This window comes from Marinococcus sp. LNHM4E3-1, from assembly GCF_056034405.1.
Genome location: NZ_JBQLID010000005.1, coordinates 176,902 through 198,044 on the forward strand (window position 1 = coordinate 176,902; position 21,143 = coordinate 198,044).

Annotated in this window: 24 protein-coding genes and 2 riboswitches; of the genes, 16 read left to right on the top strand and 8 right to left on the bottom strand. The window is 47.3% G+C overall.

All coding sequences use genetic code 11. The features are described from left to right. Positions 1–55: 55 nt before the first annotated feature. The 4 genes from ACTRXI_RS07540 to ACTRXI_RS07555 all read right to left on the bottom strand — a co-directional run bounded on the left by ACTRXI_RS07540 (position 56) and on the right by ACTRXI_RS07555 (position 3,422). Entirely contained in the window at positions 56–763 is a 708-nt protein-coding gene (locus tag ACTRXI_RS07540; RefSeq protein ID WP_474261821.1) for a 3D domain-containing protein, read from the bottom strand. A gap of 519 nt (positions 764–1,282) precedes the next feature. Next, positions 1,283–1,645 carry a DUF2513 domain-containing protein gene (locus ACTRXI_RS07545; protein WP_462867742.1) on the bottom strand — a complete coding sequence of 121 codons (363 nt, stop codon included), beginning with the start codon at positions 1,643–1,645 and terminating at the stop codon, positions 1,283–1,285. Positions 1,646–1,803: 158 nt separating this feature from the next. Next, on the bottom strand, positions 1,804–2,934 hold the full coding sequence (locus ACTRXI_RS07550; RefSeq protein WP_474261822.1) for a 5-methyltetrahydropteroyltriglutamate--homocysteine S-methyltransferase: 1,131 nt from the start codon (positions 2,932–2,934) through the stop codon (positions 1,804–1,806). A 155-nt stretch (positions 2,935–3,089) separates the two neighbouring features. Further along, positions 3,090–3,422: a hypothetical protein gene (locus tag ACTRXI_RS07555; RefSeq protein WP_474261823.1), complete on the bottom strand. Its 333-nt coding sequence runs from the start codon at positions 3,420–3,422 to the stop codon at positions 3,090–3,092. Positions 3,423–3,578: 156 nt separating this feature from the next. Between ACTRXI_RS07555 and ACTRXI_RS07560 the strand changes: the two genes are divergently transcribed. Then, positions 3,579–4,052 carry a hypothetical protein gene (locus tag ACTRXI_RS07560; protein ID WP_474261824.1) on the top strand — a complete coding sequence of 158 codons (474 nt, stop codon included), beginning with the start codon at positions 3,579–3,581 and terminating at the stop codon, positions 4,050–4,052. A 94-nt stretch (positions 4,053–4,146) separates the two neighbouring features. Continuing rightward, positions 4,147–5,289, top strand: a complete 1,143-nt coding sequence (locus tag ACTRXI_RS07565; RefSeq protein WP_474261825.1) for a CapA family protein — start codon at positions 4,147–4,149, stop codon at positions 5,287–5,289. A 100-nt stretch (positions 5,290–5,389) separates the two neighbouring features. Here the strand turns inward: ACTRXI_RS07565 and ACTRXI_RS07570 are convergent, their stop codons facing one another. Further along, positions 5,390–6,031, bottom strand: a complete 642-nt coding sequence (locus ACTRXI_RS07570) for an MBL fold metallo-hydrolase (protein ID WP_474261826.1) — start codon at positions 6,029–6,031, stop codon at positions 5,390–5,392. Between the two features lie 193 nt (positions 6,032–6,224). After that, positions 6,225–6,313, top strand: a riboswitch (glycine riboswitch). 3 nt (positions 6,314–6,316) lie between these two features. Continuing rightward, a riboswitch (glycine riboswitch) is annotated at positions 6,317–6,404 on the top strand. 81 nt (positions 6,405–6,485) lie between these two features. Here ACTRXI_RS07570 and gcvT point away from each other — a divergent pair. The 3 genes from gcvT to gcvPB are packed head-to-tail and all read left to right on the top strand — an operon-like array spanning position 6,486 to position 10,439. Further along, a complete protein-coding gene (gcvT, locus tag ACTRXI_RS07575; RefSeq protein ID WP_474261827.1) occupies positions 6,486–7,592 on the top strand; it encodes a glycine cleavage system aminomethyltransferase GcvT in 1,107 nt (368 codons plus the stop codon). A 17-nt stretch (positions 7,593–7,609) separates the two neighbouring features. Continuing rightward, positions 7,610–8,971 carry an aminomethyl-transferring glycine dehydrogenase subunit GcvPA gene (gcvPA, locus tag ACTRXI_RS07580; RefSeq protein ID WP_474261829.1) on the top strand — a complete coding sequence of 454 codons (1,362 nt, stop codon included), beginning with the start codon at positions 7,610–7,612 and terminating at the stop codon, positions 8,969–8,971. Then, complete coding sequence (gene gcvPB / locus ACTRXI_RS07585) at positions 8,958–10,439, top strand: aminomethyl-transferring glycine dehydrogenase subunit GcvPB (protein WP_474261830.1); 1,482 nt, start codon at positions 8,958–8,960, stop codon at positions 10,437–10,439. The genes gcvPA and gcvPB overlap by 14 nt, the downstream gene beginning before the upstream one ends. A 69-nt stretch (positions 10,440–10,508) precedes the next feature. Here the strand turns inward: gcvPB and ACTRXI_RS07590 are convergent, their stop codons facing one another. Next, complete coding sequence (locus ACTRXI_RS07590) at positions 10,509–10,901, bottom strand: rhodanese-like domain-containing protein (RefSeq protein WP_474261831.1); 393 nt, start codon at positions 10,899–10,901, stop codon at positions 10,509–10,511. A 164-nt stretch (positions 10,902–11,065) separates the two neighbouring features. Between ACTRXI_RS07590 and ACTRXI_RS07595 the strand changes: the two genes are divergently transcribed. After that, positions 11,066–11,902, top strand: coding sequence for a lipoate--protein ligase family protein (locus ACTRXI_RS07595; RefSeq protein WP_474261832.1), 837 nt, complete (start codon positions 11,066–11,068; stop codon positions 11,900–11,902). Between the two features lie 77 nt (positions 11,903–11,979). Here the strand turns inward: ACTRXI_RS07595 and dat are convergent, their stop codons facing one another. Next, positions 11,980–12,855 carry a D-amino-acid transaminase gene (gene dat, locus ACTRXI_RS07600; protein WP_474261833.1) on the bottom strand — a complete coding sequence of 292 codons (876 nt, stop codon included), beginning with the start codon at positions 12,853–12,855 and terminating at the stop codon, positions 11,980–11,982. 235 nt (positions 12,856–13,090) lie between these two features. On the opposite strand from dat, the gene mntR reads away from it, so the two are divergent. Next, on the top strand, positions 13,091–13,507 hold the full coding sequence (gene mntR, locus ACTRXI_RS07605; RefSeq protein ID WP_474261834.1) for a transcriptional regulator MntR: 417 nt from the start codon (positions 13,091–13,093) through the stop codon (positions 13,505–13,507). A gap of 19 nt (positions 13,508–13,526) precedes the next feature. On the opposite strand, the gene ACTRXI_RS07610 is transcribed toward mntR, so the two are convergent. Then, positions 13,527–13,898 carry a hypothetical protein gene (locus ACTRXI_RS07610; RefSeq protein WP_022793589.1) on the bottom strand — a complete coding sequence of 124 codons (372 nt, stop codon included), beginning with the start codon at positions 13,896–13,898 and terminating at the stop codon, positions 13,527–13,529. A gap of 441 nt (positions 13,899–14,339) precedes the next feature. Between ACTRXI_RS07610 and ACTRXI_RS07615 the strand changes: the two genes are divergently transcribed. From ACTRXI_RS07615 to ACTRXI_RS07655, 9 genes are all read left to right on the top strand, one after another. Further along, the gene (locus tag ACTRXI_RS07615; protein WP_474261835.1) at positions 14,340–15,410 is read left to right on the top strand and encodes a M24 family metallopeptidase; all 1,071 of its coding nucleotides are present in this window, start codon (positions 14,340–14,342) and stop codon (positions 15,408–15,410) included. A 74-nt stretch (positions 15,411–15,484) separates the two neighbouring features. Beyond that, positions 15,485–16,042: an elongation factor P gene (gene efp / locus ACTRXI_RS07620; RefSeq protein ID WP_474261836.1), complete on the top strand. Its 558-nt coding sequence runs from the start codon at positions 15,485–15,487 to the stop codon at positions 16,040–16,042. Positions 16,043–16,182: 140 nt separating this feature from the next. Further along, positions 16,183–16,566, top strand: a complete 384-nt coding sequence (locus ACTRXI_RS07625; protein ID WP_322525822.1) for a hypothetical protein — start codon at positions 16,183–16,185, stop codon at positions 16,564–16,566. Positions 16,567–16,596: 30 nt separating this feature from the next. Further along, complete coding sequence (locus tag ACTRXI_RS07630) at positions 16,597–17,001, top strand: Asp23/Gls24 family envelope stress response protein (RefSeq protein WP_474261837.1); 405 nt, start codon at positions 16,597–16,599, stop codon at positions 16,999–17,001. A gap of 96 nt (positions 17,002–17,097) precedes the next feature. After that, the gene (nusB, locus tag ACTRXI_RS07635; RefSeq protein ID WP_022793584.1) at positions 17,098–17,511 is read left to right on the top strand and encodes a transcription antitermination factor NusB; all 414 of its coding nucleotides are present in this window, start codon (positions 17,098–17,100) and stop codon (positions 17,509–17,511) included. After that, positions 17,508–18,368, top strand: a complete 861-nt coding sequence (gene folD, locus ACTRXI_RS07640) for a bifunctional methylenetetrahydrofolate dehydrogenase/methenyltetrahydrofolate cyclohydrolase FolD (RefSeq protein WP_474261838.1) — start codon at positions 17,508–17,510, stop codon at positions 18,366–18,368. Before nusB ends, folD begins: the two co-directional genes overlap by 4 nt. A 4-nt stretch (positions 18,369–18,372) precedes the next feature. After that, the gene (xseA, locus tag ACTRXI_RS07645; protein WP_474261839.1) at positions 18,373–19,758 is read left to right on the top strand and encodes an exodeoxyribonuclease VII large subunit; all 1,386 of its coding nucleotides are present in this window, start codon (positions 18,373–18,375) and stop codon (positions 19,756–19,758) included. Further along, entirely contained in the window at positions 19,758–19,994 is a 237-nt protein-coding gene (xseB, locus tag ACTRXI_RS07650; protein WP_322525944.1) for an exodeoxyribonuclease VII small subunit, read from the top strand. Before xseA ends, xseB begins: the two co-directional genes overlap by 1 nt. Then, the gene (locus tag ACTRXI_RS07655) at positions 19,991–20,878 is read left to right on the top strand and encodes a polyprenyl synthetase family protein (RefSeq protein ID WP_474261840.1); all 888 of its coding nucleotides are present in this window, start codon (positions 19,991–19,993) and stop codon (positions 20,876–20,878) included. The genes xseB and ACTRXI_RS07655 overlap by 4 nt, the downstream gene beginning before the upstream one ends. The last annotated feature ends 265 nt before the right edge of the window (positions 20,879–21,143 follow it).

Below are 21,143 nucleotides of genomic sequence, written 5' to 3' on the forward strand. Positions count from 1 at the left end.
CGCCTTTCCATCAAAATGGTAAGGCGGCTCTATATTTATAAAGCTTATAAGTAGATTAATCTATTACAGTTACTTCCACGCTTCGGCGGCCGAAGGAATAAGCTTCGGACTTGCTTGGAACGTGAACGTCAATACGGTTTCCGTTTATCGCTCCGCCGGTATCCGCTGCGGTATAAGTACCCATACCTTCAATTTGTACTTGAGAGCCAAGTGGAATAACGTCAGGGTCTACAGCGATTACTTTCGCATAGCGGTTGGTATTTAGGTTTACACCGGTAGCTGTAATACCGCTGCAGCCTGCGCAGTCTGCTGTATAAGCAGTCGCTTCGACTGTCATGGACTCTCCGCCGGAGGTATCTTCAGAACTACTGCTTTCGGAAGTGGAGGCAGATTCTACTGCTTCATTATCACTGTCGTCTGCTTCAGAGCTTTCTTCAACATCGCTTTCACTTGAGCTGCTGGAGCTTTCTCCGTACAGCGCTGCTTTTGTATTTGGCCCGATGATGCCGTCGACCGTAAGACCTTCATCAGCCTGAAAATCACGTACAGCTGCTGCCGTAATCGAACCAAAAATCCCGTCTACTTCATAATCGTAATATCCTTTATCATCGAGTACAGATTGGGCTTCGGATACAGAGTCATTGGAGTCCCCCTGGACTAGCAGGCTGTCTGATGCGTCACTTACCGCTGGTGCTGCAAAAGCTAGAGCTGTACCAAGAACTGCGCCGCCGATCCAATGTGAAGCTTTCGTAGATTTCATCATGGTTGAAAAATTCCTCCTCGGAGAGTATAAAAGTTTTTTTATTTAGTAAGCATTAAGGGTGAATGGACATAAACGAATTAGTATTGGATGCGTATATTTTGAAATAACCTATCGCACGTTTGTAAATTTAACTCGCAGGAGAAGAACTTTCAAGCGAATAGGACGAATGTAATGCAAACGTAACAAGATTAAGCTTTATGAAATATATGAGAAATTATGTGTAATATTTATAAAACGCTTATAGATAAAGGGTTTCAGGGCAATTGAACTTAAGATTTGATTGAAAAAACGAACGTAATATTACAAATGAAAAACGTGAGAAAAATAACCTAATTCTGATTTTTCGTGAGGAATGAACTAATCTATAAAAATCAGTAAAGCCAAAATATGCTGCAGAAGAAAAAAGGGGACAGGGCGGGGAGAAAACACTCCGGCAGTACAACAAAAAACCCCCTGAATCATCAGGAGGCCTGCAGAAAGCTATGTGGAAAACATAAATCGTGAGAAATTAGTTGTGCGTCAGTCGTTGCTTAAATGCTGATAAAGAGTGATTTTAAGTAAATCTGTCAGGACAGTCAGAGGGATATTTGACATCGACCATCCTTTTTCCATGGCTTTTTCCTTTGTTTTGTTCCAAATATTGTCGTCTTCGGCAACATCGATGAAATCATGGCCGGCAAATGTAATTTTAATATTATGGTAGCTTGTCACCTGCTTACTCAAGGTTTTATGCCGGGTAGCCTCGATCAGGCCTCCGTCGGTGAGCAGATACATATAATAATCGGTTTCTTCGTTTTTAGATGTGAGGCTGAATCCGGGCTTTTGCTCTTTCAGATCAATCAAAAGCTTCCTGATTGATTCCATGTCTCTTTCCATAACCATTTTATCTTCCACCTTTTTTATACTTACTGAAATTATAATATTGGGACTGGCTTAAATGCCAGAAAAGATTTACGTACCCGGGTGCTTTGATAAGAAATATTGTCATACGCACCTGTTAAAAAAGAAGCCGGGAAACGCCGGCTTCTTTTTCCGAATGCTTATTGCCAGACGTCTTCGGCAAGAGAAACAACGTGGCGAACTTTCGCCCATTGCTCTTCTTCAGTGAGGATATTGCCTTCTTCGGTAGAAGCAAAGCCGCATTGAGGGCTTAAACCAAGTTGTTCAAGTGGTACATATTTTTCTGCTTCCTGCAGTCTGGATTTAATTAAATCCGTATTCTCAAGTTCAGGGAATTTTGAAGTGATTAAACCGAGAACTACCTGAAGATCGCTGCGGTTCACATACTTTAAAGGCTCAAAGCCTCCGGAGCGCTCGTCATCAAATTCCAGCAGGAGGGCGTCGACGTTTAATTTACTGAACATATATTCTGAAACGGCGTCGTAGCTGCCGCTGGATGCATAGGTGGACTTGTAGTTGCCGCGGCAGACATGCATATATATCCGCATATCTTCAGGTTTATCAGCGATCGCTTCATTGACAGTGTTTACAAACATTTCCAGCGTTTCTTTCGGGTCCAGGCCTCGTGCTTCAAGCAAGCCGCCGGAAAGTACGAGGTCCTTATCCTTTTCAGCTCCGAGAAATAAAGACCAGGTTGTATCATCAAACTGAAGGTGGCGGCAGCCAGCCTTGTAAAGAGCCTGTATCGTATCCTTGTACACCTGCACGAGGTCTGAAAACAGCTCAGCTTCCGACTTATAGACATTTTTTTCTTCTTCGGTTACAGTCCGGAAAATAAACATGCTCGGACTTGGAACTGTCACGCGGGCGGCGTGCTCCCCTTTCAGGCTGTGCAGAAATTCGTACTCGCGGACAACAGGGTGGTCGCTGAAGGCTAATTTATTAACAACTTTAACCCCCTCGGCTTTTGTTTCCGTATTGTCGCTGAATACAAGCCCATGGTCCAATTTAATAAATTCTGCCCCTTCGACCTCCTGCATAAAATCGAGATGGAACCATGCGCGGCGGAATTCACCATCTGTTACGACCGGAAGACCAGCTTCTTTTTGTTTTTCAACAAGAGCAGCAATTTCTTCATTTTCAATGTCCCATAGCGCCCCGGCGCTTAACTCTCCCTCTGTGTACTGCTGGCGGGCTTTTTTGAGTCGCTCCGGACGGAGAAAGCTTCCTACGTGTTCTGCGCGAAACGGTGCTTTTGTCAAACCATCCACTCCTCTGTAATATGTAATGATTCAAAAATACCTGTATATTTTGCCTACTAATAGTATATGGAAGCCGATGATGGTTTGTCTACAGAAACCGTTGGAAGCAGAGCGTACTTCCAGGAAAATGAAAAACGGTGGTAACTTCTTTCTTAGCAGGCCGGCTAAGGACGCCGCTGAAAGACAATCACCGGCTCCCCGAGGTCGTTTGTGTGACAAACAGCCTTATAAGCGGAAAATAAACGGTAAAGGCCGTTAAAGCCTTTCAATTTGATTACAAACGCAATATCTTTCATACTCAACTTTTCTCCAGTGAGAGCATAAATCGTTTTTTTCGGCCGGAAGCTGTTGTCCATTTTGTCAGCGGTCTGCTTATCGATTTGCTGAAAAACGAGAATGGCTTTGAGCTGGCGGGCAAATTCGCCTTCTGCCTTCATGGCGGGGGCTTTTTTCTTTCGCGCCCGGTTTAGCGCGGACGGTTTTTCTACGGGGGTCATTATAAAATTCCTCCTGACAATAGTTTGGCTGCTTTTCTTTTATACCCCGAAAGCTGTCTCATTCAACCCAGCCGTTTATAGCGTTTTGAAGGAAGTTTATGAGAATAGAAAACCGTGAATAAAATAATCATCTCCAGCAGAAAGAAGGAACGGCCTGTGATTGAAATATTGATTGAACATGTACCGAGTACACTGCTGCATCTGCTAACCGGCGCAGCAGTAATGTATATATTTTACGGAAATCCGGATTTAATTGTTTCACAACGCTTGAAGGTGATGGCATTCGGTGTGATGGTGATTGTGCCTGATATCCCGAAGCTGTTTGGCAATTATATTTTTCATACGCTGCTGACGGTGCCATTTATTGCGGCAGCGTTCGCTCCGGTTGTCTGCCGCGTGCTCGGGGGAGGATTCCCAAAAGCCTGGACAGCTTCATTTTTTACGCTGGCCGTCGGCTCCATGCTGATTGACTTTCTGGGAAACGGTACTCAGTTTTTATTCCCAATAACCTCGAAGAATTTTTCTTACCCTCTGCTTTATCAGGAATGGTGGGTAATCGTACCGCTTGCGGGTGTCCTGGGGACGCTGGCTGTATGTGGAAAAAGAAATATTTTGCCCCGGCAGACATAAAAATGCATGAAAACCTCTTCAATTCCAATGAATATATTAGTAAACTTATAGTATATTTAGACTAGGAATTCTATTTAAAAGAAAAGAGGATGTCATGCGAAAATTGTATTATGGATTAACGTGCGGGATTTTCCTTTTAAGTGGCTGCAGCAGCGCTGGGGAAAATAAAAATTCTGAGACACAGAATGAAGCCTCGGAGGCGCAGAATGAAAATTCAGAAGCACAGACAGAAGAAGATTCCAAAAATCAGAAGCAGGAAGATGAAAGCGTTACGATTGGCGCGGCGGGAGACGTTTTGCTGCACGGGCGTGTATATAAAAGAATGGAAGAAGACGGGGAGTACGATTTCACTCCGGCGCTGAAGGCAGTTGCTCCGATGCTTGAAGAACCGGATTACACGATTGTGAACCAGGAATCAATACCCGGCGGCGAGGAGCTTGGTTTATCGGCTTATCCTTCCTTTAACAGTCCGTATGCAATTGTAGACGACCTTCAGGATGCCGGAGTGGACATGCTCTCCGGAGCCAATAACCATACGCTTGACCGTGGAATGGAGGCTGTAAACAATGCGATTAATCATTATGAGCAGACAGGTATGGATTACGTGGGAGTCTATAAGGACGAGGAAGATGCAGAGCGGCAGCGTATTGTAGATGTAAAGGACGTAGACATGGGTGTGCTTTCCTATACATATGGGCTGAACGGCATCGAGGTGCCGGAGGGGCATGAATATGTCGTGCAGAAAATTGATAAAGAACAAATACAGGAAGATGTCGAAGCGATGAGAGATGACGCGGACATCGTAGTTGTCAATATGCACTGGGGAAATGAATACGAGCGCCTTCCGAATGAAGAACAAAAAGAGCTGGCCCAATTTCTTGCAGACCAGGAAGTGGACGTAGTTATTGGTCATCACCCTCACGTGCTTCAGCCGATGGAATGGGTTGAGGGTGAAGAAGGAAATGAAACGCTTGTTTATTATTCTCTCGGCAATTTCTATTCCGGTCAGGATCAGGAATATACCGATACAGGCGGTATTGCTACATTCGATGTGGAAAAAGACGGCGAAGACGTGAAGATTACAGAGCCTAACGTTGATTTTACCCAGGTTGTACCGGGCCCTGAGGACCAGTACACAGTGAAGCCGATGGCCGAAGCAGACCACCCTGCTGAAGGTGGTGAAACCGAAGAGGATCTGCGCGAGCATGTGTATCAATGGATCGAAGAAAACGATTAAAGTACTAACCGTCTGAAACTGGGCGGGAATGCATAAATAATTTCATTTACTGTATTAAGATATTAAAAGACCTCTAATTTTAAATCAGAGGTCTTTATTTTTATGCGCCAAACCCATTAATGAACGGGTTGGAATCCATTTCGGCTTCGATATCGGTGAAGGGGCCGTGGCCGCAGGCTACTATTGTATTTTCCGGGAGTTCAAGCAACTGCTCGTGAATAGAGGCTAGCAGCGTATCCATGTCGCCTCCGTAAAGGTCAGTACGTCCAACACCACCTGAAAACAATACATCGCCGGAGAAGACTGTGTTGGTTTCTTTATGCCAATAGGAAACACTTCCCGGCGAATGGCCCGGTGTATGAAGCCATTGGAATTCAAAGCTGCCGAATTGAAGCGTTCCTTCAGACTGCAGAAGGTGATCCGCGGGCTTTGCAGTAAACGCAGCCTCCGGCATCATGCGTCCGGAGCCGTTTTTTTGGGCGTCCCCAGGCCAGTCCCTTTCATGCTCATGAAGATAAACAGGGATATTGTAGGCTTCCCGCACGGCATCAAGCGCACCGATATGGTCAAAATGGGCGTGTGTTAACAGAATGACTACAGGACGCATCTCGTTTTCCTGAAGATAGGTGAGCAGTTTATCGGCATCCCCGGCCGGATCAATAATTACGGCGTTTTTATCATTATCGTACAGAACATAGCAGTTTGTCTGCAGTGGTCCCAGTGGAAGCTGTTTCCAGTTCATAGTTTCCCTCCAATTTTTATGCTGATTTTAGTATAAACAATATTACAGTGAGAAGAAATGATTGATCCAAAGTGATAAACGAATGATGCAGTACAATTTATCGGAAACGTTCGGGTTAATTTTTTTCAGCATTGGTTTTTATCTGAATTAGTGATAGAATATGAGTAAATAAAGATGTACATATAATGCGCGGATGATGGTAAGGGGAGAGACTGCCAGGCAGCGCCGAAGGAGCAAGCCGTAACAGGTGAATCTCTCAGGCAAACAGACTCTTACTGGACGCTCCTCTGGAGAGCGCTTCTTTTAGAAGCCACCCACGAAGACACTCTTTCCGTACGACGGAAAGGAGAAACTTTCTGGTTATAGGACAGAGCTTCCATATCTTATGGAGTTCTGTCTTTTTTATGCTTTTTACTGTTTTGATTTTTCAGAAAATAATGATGAGGTGATTTTCTTGGCAGAATTAAAACGAACACCCCTGTATCCGGTATATGAAAAACACGGAGCAAAAACCGTCGATTTTGGCGGATGGGAAATGGCTGTTCAGTTTTCCGGCATCAAAGACGAGCACGAGGCGGTTCGTACAAAGGCTGGTCTGTTCGATGTTTCCCATATGGGTGAGGCGATCGTAGAAGGAGAGGGTGCTGCTGAATTTCTACAGTATATGCTCACAAACAACATAAAAAATGCAGAACCCGGAAAAGCACTTTATACCGCCATGTGTTATGAAGATGGAGGTACGGTTGACGATCTGCTCGTGTACCAGCTCGAAAAAGAAAAATACATGCTCGTTTTGAACGCAGCTAACATTGAAAAAGATCTGGAATGGCTTCGCCGCCACGTAACGAAAAACGTAAGTATTACCGATATTTCGGAAGAAACAGCACTAATCGCTGTACAGGGCCCGGTGGCAGAAACGGTGCTGCAGAAAGTAACCGATGCTTCTCTTGCAGAGATTCTGCCATTTCGGTTTGCTGCCGGTGCTTCAGTCGGAGAAGCAGAAAATATTATCATCTCAAGAACCGGCTATACCGGAGAAGACGGCTTTGAATTATACTGCCGGGCTGAAGAGGCCATCCGAAGCTGGGAGACGATCATGGAAGCAGGAGAATCCGAAGGACTCATTCCATGCGGTCTCGGCGCGAGAGACACCCTGAGGTTTGAAGCGAAGCTGCCGCTCTACGGCCAGGAGCTGAGCGCAAATATTACGCCGCTTGAAGCAGGCATAGGCTTTTGCGTAAAGCTGAAGCAGGAAGATAATTTCATTGGTAAAGAAGCTTTAAAAAAACAAAAAGAAGCGGGATTAAAACGTAAACTTGTCGGGATCGAAATGGTTGATAAAGCAATTCCGCGCCCGGGTTACATGGTACACAATGATGACGGAGAGGAAATCGGCTGGGTAACTACGGGCACTCAGTCGCCGACGCTGAAAGCAAATGTGGGACTTGCACTTCTGAATATTGGATGGACGAATCTCGGTCAGGCTGTCGAAGTGGATGTGCGGGGCAAAGCCAAACGCGCAAAAGTGGCAGCTGTGCCCTTTTATAAACGGGAAAAATAAACAGAGGAGGCACCAGAATGGATTATCGCTATCTGCCGGTAACCGGCGAGGATAAAGAAGAAATGCTTAAAACGATCGGTGTGGATTCGATCGGTGAATTGTTTGAGGACGTACCGGAAAATATTCGCTTTTCCGGAGAAATGAATCTGCCGAAGGCTCTTGGCGAAACGGATCTTCTAAAGGAAATGAAGCGCCTCAGTAACAGAAATACCAGCGTGCAGGACTGCGTCTCCTATCTCGGGGCAGGGGTGTACGAGCATTATATACCGACAGTCGTCGATCATGTGCTCCGGCGCTCGGAATTTTACACGGCATATACTCCGTACCAGCCGGAGATTTCGCAGGGCGAGCTGCAGGCAATCTTTGAATTTCAAACGATGATCAGTGAACTTACGGGAATGGATATTGCTAATTCGTCCATGTATGACGGGCCGACGGCGCTCGCAGAAGCAGCACTGATGGCCGCAAGTGAAAACAGAGGGAGGCGCCGTACCGTTGTCGTCTCTGGAACGGTTCACCCTGAAGCGCTCGATGTATTGAAAACATACGCTGCCGGGCCCGGACTTACAGTGAAAATCGTTCCCGAAAAGGACGGGCATACGGATATGGCTAAGCTTGAAGACATGATCGATGCTGATACCGCAGGAGTGATTGTGCAGTACCCAAACTTTTACGGTACTATTGAAGATTTAGCTGCTGTAAGGCAGGCAGCCGATAAAGAAAACTCGCTGATGATAGTGTCGGCAAATCCCCTTGCGCTCGGCGTTCTGACGCCGCCGGGAAGCTTCGGAGCGGATATTGTGGCAGGAGACGCTCAGCCTCTTGGTATTCCAATGCAGTTTGGCGGACCGCACTGCGGATTTTTTGCCACCACTAAAAAGCATATTCGGAAGGTCCCCGGGCGTCTTGTCGGACAGACGGAGGATGAAGACGGAAGCCGGGGTTATGTACTGACGCTGCAGGCAAGAGAGCAGCATATCCGCCGGGATAAAGCGACATCCAACATTTGTTCAAACCAGGCTCTGAACGCGCTGGCTGCTTCTGTCGCAATGACGGCTCTCGGTAAAAAAGGGCTGAAGGAAACGGCAGAAAGAAATGTTAAAAGTGCTCATTTCTTTAAACAGCTGCTCAAACAAAAAGGCATTGAGCTTGTCCATGAGGCGCCATCGTTTAATGAATTTGTGGTTGACCTCGGCCGTCCAGTGGCAGAAGTGAATGAACAGCTATTCAGGCAGGGGATCATCGGCGGGTATGATTTAGGTGAAGTGTCGGCGGATAAAAAAGGCCAGATGCTCGTATGTGTGACTGAACTTCGCACAAGAGAACAGCTGGAAACCTTTGCCAAACATTTGGAGGTGCTTGTACATGAAACAGCCTAACCAACCGTTAATTTTCGAACAAAGCAAACCAGGGAGGGTAGCGTATTCCCTTCCTGAGACAAATATACCTGAACAAAGCCTGAGCGATATTTTGCCCGGGGCTAATATCCGGGAAGAAGAGCCGGCACTGCCGGAAGTATCTGAACTGCAGTTGATGAGACATTATACGGCGCTTTCGAATCGAAATTACGGAGTGGATTCGGGCTTTTACCCGCTCGGGTCCTGCACGATGAAATACAATCCGAAAATCAATGAAGAAACGGCCCGCATGGCCGGTTTTGCCTCGACGCATCCGTACCAGCCGGAAGCACAGGTGCAGGGGAATCTCGAAATGATGTACGACCTGCAGCAGGCGCTTGCTGAAATAACCGGTATGGATGAAGTGACGCTGCAGCCGGCGGCCGGTGCCCAGGGAGAGTGGACCGGTTTGATGCTGATCCGGGCGCTTCACGAAGCGAACGGAGAAACGGGACGCACGGAAGTAATCGTGCCCGACTCTGCGCACGGGACGAACCCTGCTTCAGCAACGGTGGCAGGATTCGATCATGTAACGGTCCGGACCGATGCACGCGGACTGGTGGACCTTGAGCATTTAAAAGAAGTAACGAGCGAAAAAACGGCTGCCCTCATGCTCACGAACCCGAATACACTCGGTTTGTTTGAGGAAGATATTATGGAAATGGCCGATACGATCCATCAGGCTGGCGGCCGGCTCTATTATGACGGGGCGAACTCCAATGCTATTATGGGCATCACAAGACCCGGGGACATGGGATTTGATGTCGTTCACCTGAACCTGCATAAAACATTCACGGGCCCTCACGGAGGCGGTGGGCCCGGCAGCGGGCCGGTTGGCGTAAAAAAAGAGCTGATCCCTTATCTGCCGGGGCCGGTGCTTGCAAAAGAAAATGGTAAGTACTACTGGGATAAAGACCGTCCGCATTCCATCGGCCGCGTCAAGCCGTATTACGGTAACTTTGGCATTAACGTACGTGCCTACACGTATATCCGTACGATGGGAGCAGAGGGACTCAAAAGAGTATCAGAGTATGCTGTATTAAACGCCAATTATCTAATGAGACGGCTTGAGCCGTATTTTGACCTCCCATACGGCGGTCACTGCAAGCACGAATTTGTGATTTCGGGCCGCCGCCAGAAGAAGCTCGGCGTACGTACGCTCGATATGGCTAAACGCCTGCTTGATTATGGTTACCATCCGCCGACCATTTATTTTCCGATCAACGTCGAAGAGTGCATGATGATCGATCCGACGGAAACCGAAGCGAAAGAAACGCTTGATGCGTTCGCAGACGCCATGATCGGGATTGCCAGAGAAGCAGAGGAAGACCCGGAAATGGTGCAGGAGGCTCCTCACACTACCGTAGTCGGAAGGCTGGACGAGACGCTGGCAGCACGTAAGCCAGTGCTGACATATAATACTGAAACGTCGCTCAAGTCCATGAAATAAATAAATCGATGAGGTTTTCGGACTTCAAAGATATAAAAAAAGGAAGAGCATGCCAGCTCTTCCTTTTAATTATGCGCTTTTTTTCTTTTTGCTGATCTTACCTGTCCAACGCTTGAATCCGCCTTTCAGGTGATAGATATCCCGGTTTCCCTTATGCTTTTTGATCAATTTTGCAGCTTGCTTTGAACGCATGCCGGATTGGCAGTATAAATAAACAGGCTGGTCTTCCCGGATCTCCACCATCCGCTGCTTCATTTGGGAAACAGGAATGTTCCGGGCCCCGAGGATGTGGCCGCCGTCATATTCTTTCGGCTCACGCACATCGATAAGCTGGGCTTTACGATAGCCTTTAATAAAATCTTCCTGTGGTAATGCAGTTAAGTCTTTCGGGCCGACAAACCGTCGTACAATAAGAAAAACTAATACCGCAATAAACACTATCCATAGCCATTCAAATATCATATATATTATTTCACCTCTTTCCGGGTCGATTGCAGATTAATTATAACGCATAACCCTGGTACTTTGCTAGATTTCTAATTAACGGGCTGTCATTTTTATATATAGAAAGCAGTGATCTCTGCTACAATGGAAATGGAAAAATCGAGAAAGAGAGATGAACATTAATGGCAAAAGATACTTGGCTTTTTATAGATTCAGGCAATCAGTCACCAGCCTATAACATGGCGCTCGATGAAAAACTGCTGCAATGGCACAGTGAAGGACTGATTCCGCCGGTAATCAGATTTTACGGTTGGAATCCGCCTACGCTTTCGGTCGGTTACTTCCAAAAGGCGAAGAAAGATATTGATATGGATGCAGTGGAAAAGCACGGCGTAGGTTTTGTGCGCCGGCCGACGGGAGGTCGGGCGGTTTTGCATGATCAGGAGCTGACCTACAGCATCATCGTTTCAGAAGATCATCCCGAAATGCCGGAAACGGTGACAGAAGCCTACCGCGTACTGTCGGAAGGGATTCTGCAGGGATTTTTAAAGCTCGGCCTGGATGCTTATTTTTCCGTGCCGAAAACGAAGGAAGAAGAGGATTCTTTGAAAAATCCCCGTTCGGCTAATTGTTTTGATGCCTCATCGTGGTATGAGCTGGTGGTGGAGGACCGGAAAATTGCGGGGAGTGCCCAGACGAGACAGCGCGGCGTTATCCTTCAGCACGGTTCGATTATTCTGGATCTTGATGAGGATAAATTGTTCGATTTGTTTAAATATCCGAGCGAGCGCGTGCGGGAAAGAATGCAGAAAACCTTTAAAAATAAAGCTGTAGCAATTAATGAGCTGACGGATACGCCATTTACCCTTGGCGATCTGCGCAAAGCATTTAAGGAAGGATTTGCCGACGGTCTGAATGCCGGCCTTGAAGAATATGAGCTGACCACCGTCCAAGAACAAGAGGTGCAGCAGCTGGCCGCAGAGCGCTACCAGTCAGAGGAATGGAATTTCAGGCGCTGATACAGTGCATAAATCACGGAATAAAAATACAAAAGACCGCTCCGGAGCGGTCTTTTGTTGATTACGCATATAAATACTCAGTTATAGGTGACAAGCGGCTGGGTATCCCCCGCTTCGAATAGTTCTACCTCCCGGCGGAATTCTCCAAGCAGCTCTCTCGTTACGGGAGAGTCTCCGTATCCGGCTTCAAATGAGCCCTGAATGGATCGCACAGGCACAATTTCAATCGAAGTGCTCGTCATAAACATTTCGTCAGCCTCCTGGGCCTCCCCGATAGTAAACGGACGTTGTTCAACGGGAATATTCAGCTGCTTTGCAAGCTGAAGTACATAGCGTTTAGTGATACCTTCGAGAATATAATTGCTCTGCGGATGGGTAATAATCGTTTCATCTTTAACAATAAAGGCGTTAGTGGAAGAGCCTTCCGTAATAACGTCTCCGCGGTGCTGGAGGGCCTCTGCGCAGTGGTGGTCCTCTGCGGCCCGTTTGGCAAGGACGTTTCCGAGCAGGTTAATGGTCTTTATGTCACAGCGAAGCCAGCGGATGTCTTCAGTGGCGTACACATCAATACCGTCGGACTGCTTAGCAAACGGCACCTCGGCCGCTTTTGTAAAACCGGTTAGTACAGGGGCATTGCCGCGTTCATACAAATGATCCCGGGCCTGGATTCCTCTGGTCAGCTGAAAGTAAATATAGCCCGTGGTAAGCCCGTTTTTATCAATCAACCGGCGGAGAAGCGATTTCATAGTATCGGGGGAATAGGGAACTGCCAGGTCAAGTTTAGAGGCACTGTCCTGAAAACGCTCAAGATGACCTTCCTGGAGGAATAATTTCCCGTTATATACCCGGATTACTTCATAAATACCGTCGCCGAAATAATAGCCGCGGTCGTCAAATGAAATAGCGGCTTCCTCTTTTGGGATGATGGATTCGTTATACATCACATAGCTCATGAATGCTGCCTCCTTCAATACTTTATATTGTACAAGATTGCAGATGCGAAAAAAAGAAAAGCCCTTCAAAAGGGAAAGAATTATTCAGAAAACAAAAAAGTTTCTTAGGGGCAATTTTGAAATATGGGTTAATAATAAGAAAAAGAAGGTTTGTTTTTTAGAAATAGTTTCGTTAAAATGAAGAAAGCCAATTTTTTTGTGTGACGGTTTTTATCATATTTATTGGAGGGTCTCGATGCCGACTCCTAGTATGGAAGATTATTTAGAGCGGATCTATCAACTGATTGAATCAAAAGGTTATGCGCGTGTCTCAGACATTGCAGAGACGCTGGAAGTGCATCCTTCCTCGGTAACAAAAATGGTCCAAAAACTCGATAAGATGGAATATCTGATTTATGAACGGTATCGGGGACTTGTGCTGACTTCAAAAGGAAATAAAATAGGGAAGCGTCTGGTTTACAGGCATGAGCTGCTTGAGAAGTTTTTACATATTATCGGTGTGGAAGAGGACAAAATATATGCCGATGTGGAAGGAATTGAACATCATCTCAGCTGGGATGCGATTGACCGTATTGGAGATGTTCTTCAGTATTTTGAAGAGGATGATGAACGTGTGCAGGCGCTGAGCGACATTCAGCGTTCGTATGAATAAAAAAGATCAGGCGTTTATTTTACGCCCGATCTTTTTTTCGGTTTTTGTTTCCCTGAATTACTTTCAGGTTTGCATCGTTTCGTCGTTTACTGGAGTTTTTAGCGGATTTTTTCTTCTGCTGCTTCTGGGCCTGTTTGAAATTTTTCGCCTGATTTCCTTTCGCTGCCCCAGGCCGTCCCGAAGCAGCATTAGAGCCGGCTTGGTATTGGTTCATCATCGCGCGCTTCATGATAACTTTTGTGAAAAGGAAATATAATCCAACAGCGATAGCTGCACCAATAACAAGATAGAGAAGCAGACCAAGCGGGTCTGTTACGAGCCGGTAACCCACCCCTAAAATGGCAAGTCCCAGCACAACAGTGGCAATGGGATTTTTCAGCGCTTGCTGCATGGAACACACCTCTCGTTTCGTTAAAATTTTCATGCGTTATCAGCGGGCAGGGACAGTTATATCGAAAATTAATCAAATAGTATAGTACATTAAATAGTAAAAATCAGAGATACCCTGATATCCTTCTTGCTAAATCAAACAGCTTCCTTGAGAAGATTTACTTCCATACCCGCTGGGTGAGGCGGTGAAACTTTCTGCAGAGGCATAAGGAGGTAGGGGGGATAGAGTGTTAATAGAAATAGTACTTAAATTTTACAATAAAGATTTGAAATGCGCTACTTTTAAACATTCTCTCACAGTAATATTAATATTCCCATATTCTAACGAAAATACACGTGATATATAAATGAATCTCTCCACCCTCCTAATGCCTGTTTCCCTTCCGGGCGTTGTGTTACGATAAACAGGGAAGCAAAGTTAATCGAAAAAGAGGTGTCGGTAATGCACGAAATCACAGCACGTATTCGGGAAGACCTTGAACATAAAAAGCTCGACGCTCTAGTGATACAAAGCCCTTATAATCGCCGTTATGTGAGTGGTTTTACCGGTTCGGCCGGTACGCTGGTTATCACAAAAAAATCGGCCCGGCTGATTACGGATTTTCGTTATGTGGAGCAGGCTAACGATGAAGCCCTTGATTTCGAGGTGGTGGAGCAGAAAGGCTCGGCATGGGATATGGTCGAAGAGATCGCCCAGAGTGAAGAAGTGACCTCCATCGGATTTGAAAAGCAGCATGTAACCTATGCACAGTTTGAAGATATGAGAGAAAAATTAAGCGGATCCCTTTCTCCGGTATCGGGAATCGTGGAAAAGCAGCGGGCGTACAAATCTAAAGAAGAAGTGGAAAAGCTGCAGACAGCGGTCAATATTGCTGAGGATGCGTTTGAACACATTAAATCGATCATTGCCCCGAACATGACCGAGCTTGATGTAAGTAACGAGCTGGAATTTTACATGAGAAAAAACGGGGCAGCGGGATCTTCATTTGATATTATCGTTGCTTCAGGCTGGAGAGGCGCTCTTCCTCACGGTATCGCTTCCGATAAAGTGATAGAGGATGGGGAGCTGGTGACGCTTGATTTTGGGGCTTATGTGGACGGATACTGCTCGGACATTACAAGAACCCTCGCTGTCGGTGAACCCAATGACGACCTGAAAAAAATATATCAAACCGTATATGAAGCCCAGGTGAAGGCCGTGGAGCAGATTGGGCCGGGAATGACCGGAAAAGAAGCAGATGCGATCGCGCGGGAGCATATTAATAAAGAAGGTTTCGGCGAGCGCTTCGGCCACAGTCTCGGGCATGGACTCGGTATGGAAGTGCATGAACAGCCGGGCGTTTCCCCGAAAAGCGATGTGCAGCTCGAGCCGGGCATGGTGATTACCATTGAACCGGGGATTTATGTACCGGAGCTTGGCGGCGTTCGAATAGAAGACGACGTTCTTATTACCGAAACAGGCATCCGGAAGCTCAGCTACTCCGCAAAAGAGCTGACGATTGTCGGCAATTAACCGGGAGCGCGTATAAAAAAACGCACAGCTGTGATATAGTAATAATCGATCAATTGAAGAGTGGAGGAACGTTTATGGTTTCAGTTAATGATTTTAAAACAGGACTCACCATCGAAACAGACGGCGATATCTGGACAGTGGTCGAATTCCAGCACGTAAAGCCTGGAAAAGGGGCAGCATTTGTCCGCTCCAAACTCCGCAGTCTGCGTACGGGTAACATTCAGGAAAAAACTTTCCGCGCGGGTGAAAAAGTGAATAATGCCCACATCGAACGCCGGAAAATGCAGTATTTGTATGCGAGCGGTGATGTGCATACATTTATGGATATGGAGACGTTTGACCAAATGGAATTGACGAGCGATCAGCTGAAGTATGAATTAAACTTTCTGAAAGAAAACATGGAAGTGTCCATCACCAGTTATGGGACTGAAACACTTGGTGTTGAAGTGCCTAACACGGTAGAGCTTGAAGTCAAAGAAACAGACCCAAGTATTAAAGGTAACACTCAGTCCGGAGGATCCAAGCCGGCAGTGGTAGAAACCGGCTATCGTCTGCAGGTCCCTATTTTCATTGAAGAAGGCGAGCGGATCGTGGTCGATACAAGGACCGGCTCATACGCCTCCCGTGCCTAAAAACTAACGGCCTGCCATTGGGGAGGCCGTTTTTTCTTGAACAAATAAACGCAGGTGGCTCCGGACCGGTGAAATTGCAGAATCACCGTGATATAATGGAATGGAATTTTGAGCGGTAATACGGAAAGAGAGGCTATTATATGGAATGGAATGATTTAACGGAAGGCGCAAAAGCGGTACTTGAACAGACCCGCAATATGAAAAGCGACCAAATACAGATCGTGGAATTTGAAATAGGGTTTGAGCACCAGTACGGAGAACCCGGCCATGAATATACGGTATCGATTCAGGAAGAAGATTACCAAAGCATTAAACAGTTTGCTGAAGAAAATGAGTACGGAGAAAAATATCATATGGCCCGGAATAAGGATATTGTCAAATTGATTCTGCTTGAAAAAGGAAAAATCCCTGATAATCTTTCTGAATATCCCGTATTCCGCCAATATAAATACGAATATGTACAAAAGCAGAAAGAAGCGGAAGAAAAAGAAAGAGCAGAAGCAGAGGCGGAGCAGGACGAATAAAATCATGCTGCATAGAAAGCGGGGAGCGCTGTGAGCGAATACACGCTGCTTACGATAGGCGAAGAAAAAGAAAGCCTGGGAAATATTGAGATCGCCCGGGACGTGATTGAAGTAGTGGCAAGCATTGCCGCGCTCGAAGTCGAAGGGGTATACGACCTGCAGGGCAGCATCGCAGATGATGTAGCAGAGCGTCTCGGCCGGAAATCATACGGCAAAGGTGTGAAGATAGACTTGACTGAAAGCGGGGCGGTGGTAACGATCAGCATGCTGATTCATTACGGAAGCTCTGTGCCCGTTACGGCTAAGCAGGTACAGGAAAACATTCAGCAGACCGTACGGGGCATGACAGATATTCACATCGATGCGGTGAACGTACACATTATCGGCCTGCAGTTCCCTGAAGAAGAGCAGCCGTTACAGGAACAGGAAAAATGAACAGGGGGGCTCTCCCGCAACCGTTTTTCGGGGCAGCCGTCCTTCTTTCATTTACGAATACGGCTCCGGGTACATAGGAGAAAAGGAGAACACGAAATGAATCGACGTTTAGCCAGGCTTCGGTCCGTACAGGCACTGTACCAGATGGATATTACAGATGTTGATGCAGACCAGGCAATAAAAAATTCCATGCTCGAGGATGAAGAAGCAGATGAATTTCTGATTTCTGCGGTGCATGGCGTATGGGAACACCTAGTAGAAATTGATGAACGGCTCGTAGATCAGCTTGAACACTGGACTCTTGAACGGGTTGGGAACGTGGACCGGGCTATTTTAAGAGAGTGCGTTCATGAGATGTTATATGTACCTGATATTCCACTGCATGTCAGCGTCAATGAAGCCATTGAACTGGCCAAAGCATTCGGTGGTGTAGAGGCAGGGAAATTTGTCAACGGCGTGTTGTCGAATATTTTAAGCGATTGTGAGCGTGAAGGGAGAGAGAGCGAATGAGTGCCCAACTGATCAGCGGCAAAGAAGTAGCAGCTTCATTGCGTGAAGAAATCAAGCAGGAGGTCGCCTCCTGGAATAACGGAGAGCAAATACCGGGCCTTGCCGTGGTTTTAGTAGGAGATAATCCGGCTTCGAGGTCGTACGTCAAAGGAAAGCAGAAGGCGTCTAAAGAAGTCGGTATCCATTCAGAATTAAAAGAACTGCCGGAATCGGTTACTGAAGAAGAACTTTTGCAGATTGTAAAGGATTATAACGACAATGAAGATATCCACGGAATTTTGGTGCAGCTGCCGCTGCCGGATCACATTTCGGATAAAAAAGTAATTGAAACCATTTCGCCTGATAAAGATGTAGATGGGTTTCATCCCATTAACATCGGCCGGATGATGACCGGCCAGGAGGCGTTTCTTCCCTGTACTCCATACGGCATTATTAAAATGCTTGAATACACCGGGGTTTCAATTGAAGGCAAACACGCTGTCGTTCTCGGACGAAGCAATATCGTCGGTAAACCGATGGGTCAGCTGCTTTTAAATAAAAATGCTACGGTTACTCACTGCCACTCACGCACGAAAGACCTGGAGTCCTACATGCAGTCGGCAGATATTTTGATTGCGGCCATCGGCCGGCAGGAATTCGTTAAAGGAAAAGATGTTAAACCGGGAGCTGTCGTGATAGACGTCGGGATGAACCGCAAGGAGGACGGTAAGCTTTGCGGAGACGTTGATTTTAAAGAAGTGAGCGAGAAAGCCTCATACCTCACGCCGGTACCGGGAGGCGTCGGTCCGATGACGATTACGATGCTCCTCTACAACACACTGCAATCTGCTAAACGTTTTCACCGGCAGGAGGCATAAGGCCATGCAGTCACCTGCAGATAAATGGCTCTCCGTTTCCCAGCTGACGGGTGCGATCAAGCGTTCTATCGAACAGAATCCGGGGCTGCAGAAAGTATGGCTCCGCGGAGAAATCTCAAACTTTAAAAAGCACAGCAGGGGTCACATGTATTTCACCCTGAAGGACGAGCAGGCGAGAATATCGGCGGTTATGTTTGCCGGAAAAAACAAAAATCTTTCTTTTATTCCGGAAAACGGCATGAAGGTTCTCGTAACAGGCAGCGTCTCTGTGTATGAGCCTTTCGGGCAGTACCAGATGTATGTGAACGCGATGGAGCCGGATGGGATCGGACAGCTGTACGTGCGCTTTGAACAGCTGAAAAAACAGCTGGAGGCCGAAGGGCTGTTTGCACCGGAGAATAAGCGTTCTCTCCCGCCCATCCCAAGGCATATTGTCGTAATTACGTCGCCGACCGGTGCAGCCATACGGGATATTGTATCCACCCTGAAGCGACGTTTTCCCCCGGTGAAAATCACATTGTTCCCTGTGCTGGTGCAGGGGGAACAGGCGCCGGGGTCGATCACCCGGGCTCTTGAGAGAGTCGAAAAAATGACCAGCGCAGATGTAGTCATCGTTGGACGCGGAGGCGGCTCTATCGAAGACCTGTGGGCGTTTAATGAAGAAGTGGTGGCACGAGCCATCCGGAACGTAAGCGTGCCGGTGATTTCCGCTGTGGGACACGAAACAGATGTTACGATTGCCGACTTTACTGCGGATGTGCGGGCAGCGACGCCAACAGCGGCTGCTGAGATAGCTGTCCCGATGATCAGTGAACTCGAAGAAAAAGTCCGGCAGCTGCAGAATCGCCTGCACCGGCAGATGAATTATAAAATACAGGAGCAGCGCACCCGGCTTGCCAAGCTCCGTCGCTCGTATGCATTTAAATACCCGGCCCGCCTGTTTGAGCAAAAAGAACAGGATCTTGACCGGATGATGGAAAGGCTTGAAAAGCAGGCGCTGCAGACGATAAAAACAAGCAGGCAGAAGCTTGAAGAAACAGAAAAGCGGCTTATGCGCCAGCACCCCGAGCGCTTAATCGAACTTGAACGCGAGCGGATGCACGAAAAGCGGGCCCGGCTGCAAAAAGCGATGAATCAGCAGGTGGAGCGGAAAAAAGCCACTTTTGCAAAATCACTGCAGGCGCTTGAGCTGCTCAATCCGCTGGCTATTTTACAGCGCGGCTACAATGTTGCTTACGACGAAAATGATAAGGTGCTGTCTTCGATTGCCCAGGCAGAAGAAGGAAGCAGCCTGCGGATGTATATGACGGATGGGTATCTGCAATGTGAAGTTAAAGAAAAAGGGGAAGATGGCTTTGAGGCACTTTCCCGTCCGGAAAAGGAGCGGTAATCTTGGCAGAACAAGAACAAACTTTTGAACAGGCGATGGAAAAGCTCGAGCAGATCGTAGAACGGCTCGAGGAAGGCGAAGTGCCTCTGGAAAAAGCGATCACGATGTATCAGGAGGGCATGACGCTTTCCAACACGTGTCATGAAAAGCTGCAGAAGGTTGAAAAGCAGATGGACGAAATTGTGGATGAGAACGGAGAGGTAACACCGCTTGAAAACGAGGAACCGGGCGAATGAGTGCAGACCTCCAGCATTTTTTCGATACATACCGGCCGTCTGTCGACCGGGCTCTGACTGACCGGGTACGTGCATTAAAAACGCCGGAGACGCTGAAAGAAGCGATGCTTTATTCTCTCGAAGCAGGAGGGAAACGCGTGCGTCCGCTGCTTTCACTGGCTGTGCTGCAATGCTACCGCCCGGTGGAAGAAGAGGATCTTCCGGCCGCGTCTGCCGTGGAGCTGATTCATACGTATTCGCTCGTCCATGATGATCTGCCGTCGATGGACGATGATGACTGGCGCCGGGGACAGCCGACGAATCATAAAAAATTCGGGGAAGCCGCTGCCATTTTAGCAGGGGATGCTCTGCAGACGACAGCCTTTTCCTGGATTGTGGAAGCCGGCCGGCCGGCTTCTGCCGCTGCCAGACTGCAGCTGGTACAGGAGCTGGCTGAGGCCTCCGGAAGCGAAGGCATGGTTGGCGGTCAGATGGCCGACCTCGAAGGGGAAAGGCAGTCTCTCACCCTGGAGGAGCTCGAATACATTCATCATCATAAAACGGGAGATCTGTTGACCTACGCAGCAGTTTCCGGATCGCTGATAGCAGAAGCTGCAGACGAAGATGTGGAAAACTGGCGTGCATTTGGCCGGGAACTCGGTCTCGTTTTTCAAATTAAGGATGACATTCTGGATGTAGAGGGCTCTCTCGAGGAAATGGGAAAGTCCTCCGGAAGCGATGAAACGAAAGAAAAAAGCACGTATCCAAAGCTGCTGACGCTTGAAGGGGCAAAAGAGAAACTCGCCCATCATATTGAACAGGCGGAAAAGCTGCTCGGGCGCATGACGGTAGACACGTCCCTTTTAACAGCATTTCTCCAATATGTTGGTCAGCGTAATCACTAAAGCAGAACGAATTAGTTTTCAGGACAGAAAAACCATGCTAAAATAATTTTGAAAAGTTGAATGGTGCAGTATCCTAGTCGGTTCTCCATTTTCGAAGGCGGGCCTAAAAATCCGCTGAAGGGCACATCGATGAAGTTCCTGGCGTCGGCTTGCGGCGCCCAGCCCTGGGTCGGTGCTGGGAGTTAAGGCGTAAGGGCGATCCACAATGGCATGTGGGCGCGAACCCTTTCGCCGTGGAGGCTGCGGTTATGCATCCGGGTCATCC

Excerpts from the sequence above, each read along its gene's own strand:
- ACTRXI_RS07540 (WP_474261821.1), bottom strand. The coding sequence starts at position 763 with ATGATGAAATCTACGAAAGCTTCACATTGGATCGGCGGCGCAGTTCTT.
- ACTRXI_RS07545 (WP_462867742.1), bottom strand. The coding sequence starts at position 1,645 with ATGGTTATGGAAAGAGACATGGAATCAATCAGGAAGCTTTTGATTGAT.
- ACTRXI_RS07555 (WP_474261823.1), bottom strand. The coding sequence starts at position 3,422 with ATGACCCCCGTAGAAAAACCGTCCGCGCTAAACCGGGCGCGAAAGAAA.
- ACTRXI_RS07565 (WP_474261825.1), top strand. The coding sequence starts at position 4,147 with ATGCGAAAATTGTATTATGGATTAACGTGCGGGATTTTCCTTTTAAGT.
- ACTRXI_RS07570 (WP_474261826.1), bottom strand. The coding sequence starts at position 6,031 with ATGAACTGGAAACAGCTTCCACTGGGACCACTGCAGACAAACTGCTAT.
- gcvPA (WP_474261829.1), top strand. The coding sequence starts at position 7,610 with ATGGATTATCGCTATCTGCCGGTAACCGGCGAGGATAAAGAAGAAATG.
- gcvPB (WP_474261830.1), top strand. The coding sequence starts at position 8,958 with ATGAAACAGCCTAACCAACCGTTAATTTTCGAACAAAGCAAACCAGGG.
- ACTRXI_RS07590 (WP_474261831.1), bottom strand. The coding sequence starts at position 10,901 with ATGATATTTGAATGGCTATGGATAGTGTTTATTGCGGTATTAGTTTTT.
- ACTRXI_RS07595 (WP_474261832.1), top strand. The coding sequence starts at position 11,066 with ATGGCAAAAGATACTTGGCTTTTTATAGATTCAGGCAATCAGTCACCA.
- dat (WP_474261833.1), bottom strand. The coding sequence starts at position 12,855 with ATGAGCTATGTGATGTATAACGAATCCATCATCCCAAAAGAGGAAGCC.
- mntR (WP_474261834.1), top strand. The coding sequence starts at position 13,091 with ATGCCGACTCCTAGTATGGAAGATTATTTAGAGCGGATCTATCAACTG.
- ACTRXI_RS07610 (WP_022793589.1), bottom strand. The coding sequence starts at position 13,898 with ATGCAGCAAGCGCTGAAAAATCCCATTGCCACTGTTGTGCTGGGACTT.
- ACTRXI_RS07615 (WP_474261835.1), top strand. The coding sequence starts at position 14,340 with ATGCACGAAATCACAGCACGTATTCGGGAAGACCTTGAACATAAAAAG.
- efp (WP_474261836.1), top strand. The coding sequence starts at position 15,485 with ATGGTTTCAGTTAATGATTTTAAAACAGGACTCACCATCGAAACAGAC.
- ACTRXI_RS07625 (WP_322525822.1), top strand. The coding sequence starts at position 16,183 with ATGGAATGGAATGATTTAACGGAAGGCGCAAAAGCGGTACTTGAACAG.
- nusB (WP_022793584.1), top strand. The coding sequence starts at position 17,098 with ATGAATCGACGTTTAGCCAGGCTTCGGTCCGTACAGGCACTGTACCAG.
- folD (WP_474261838.1), top strand. The coding sequence starts at position 17,508 with ATGAGTGCCCAACTGATCAGCGGCAAAGAAGTAGCAGCTTCATTGCGT.
- xseA (WP_474261839.1), top strand. The coding sequence starts at position 18,373 with ATGCAGTCACCTGCAGATAAATGGCTCTCCGTTTCCCAGCTGACGGGT.
- ACTRXI_RS07655 (WP_474261840.1), top strand. The coding sequence starts at position 19,991 with ATGAGTGCAGACCTCCAGCATTTTTTCGATACATACCGGCCGTCTGTC.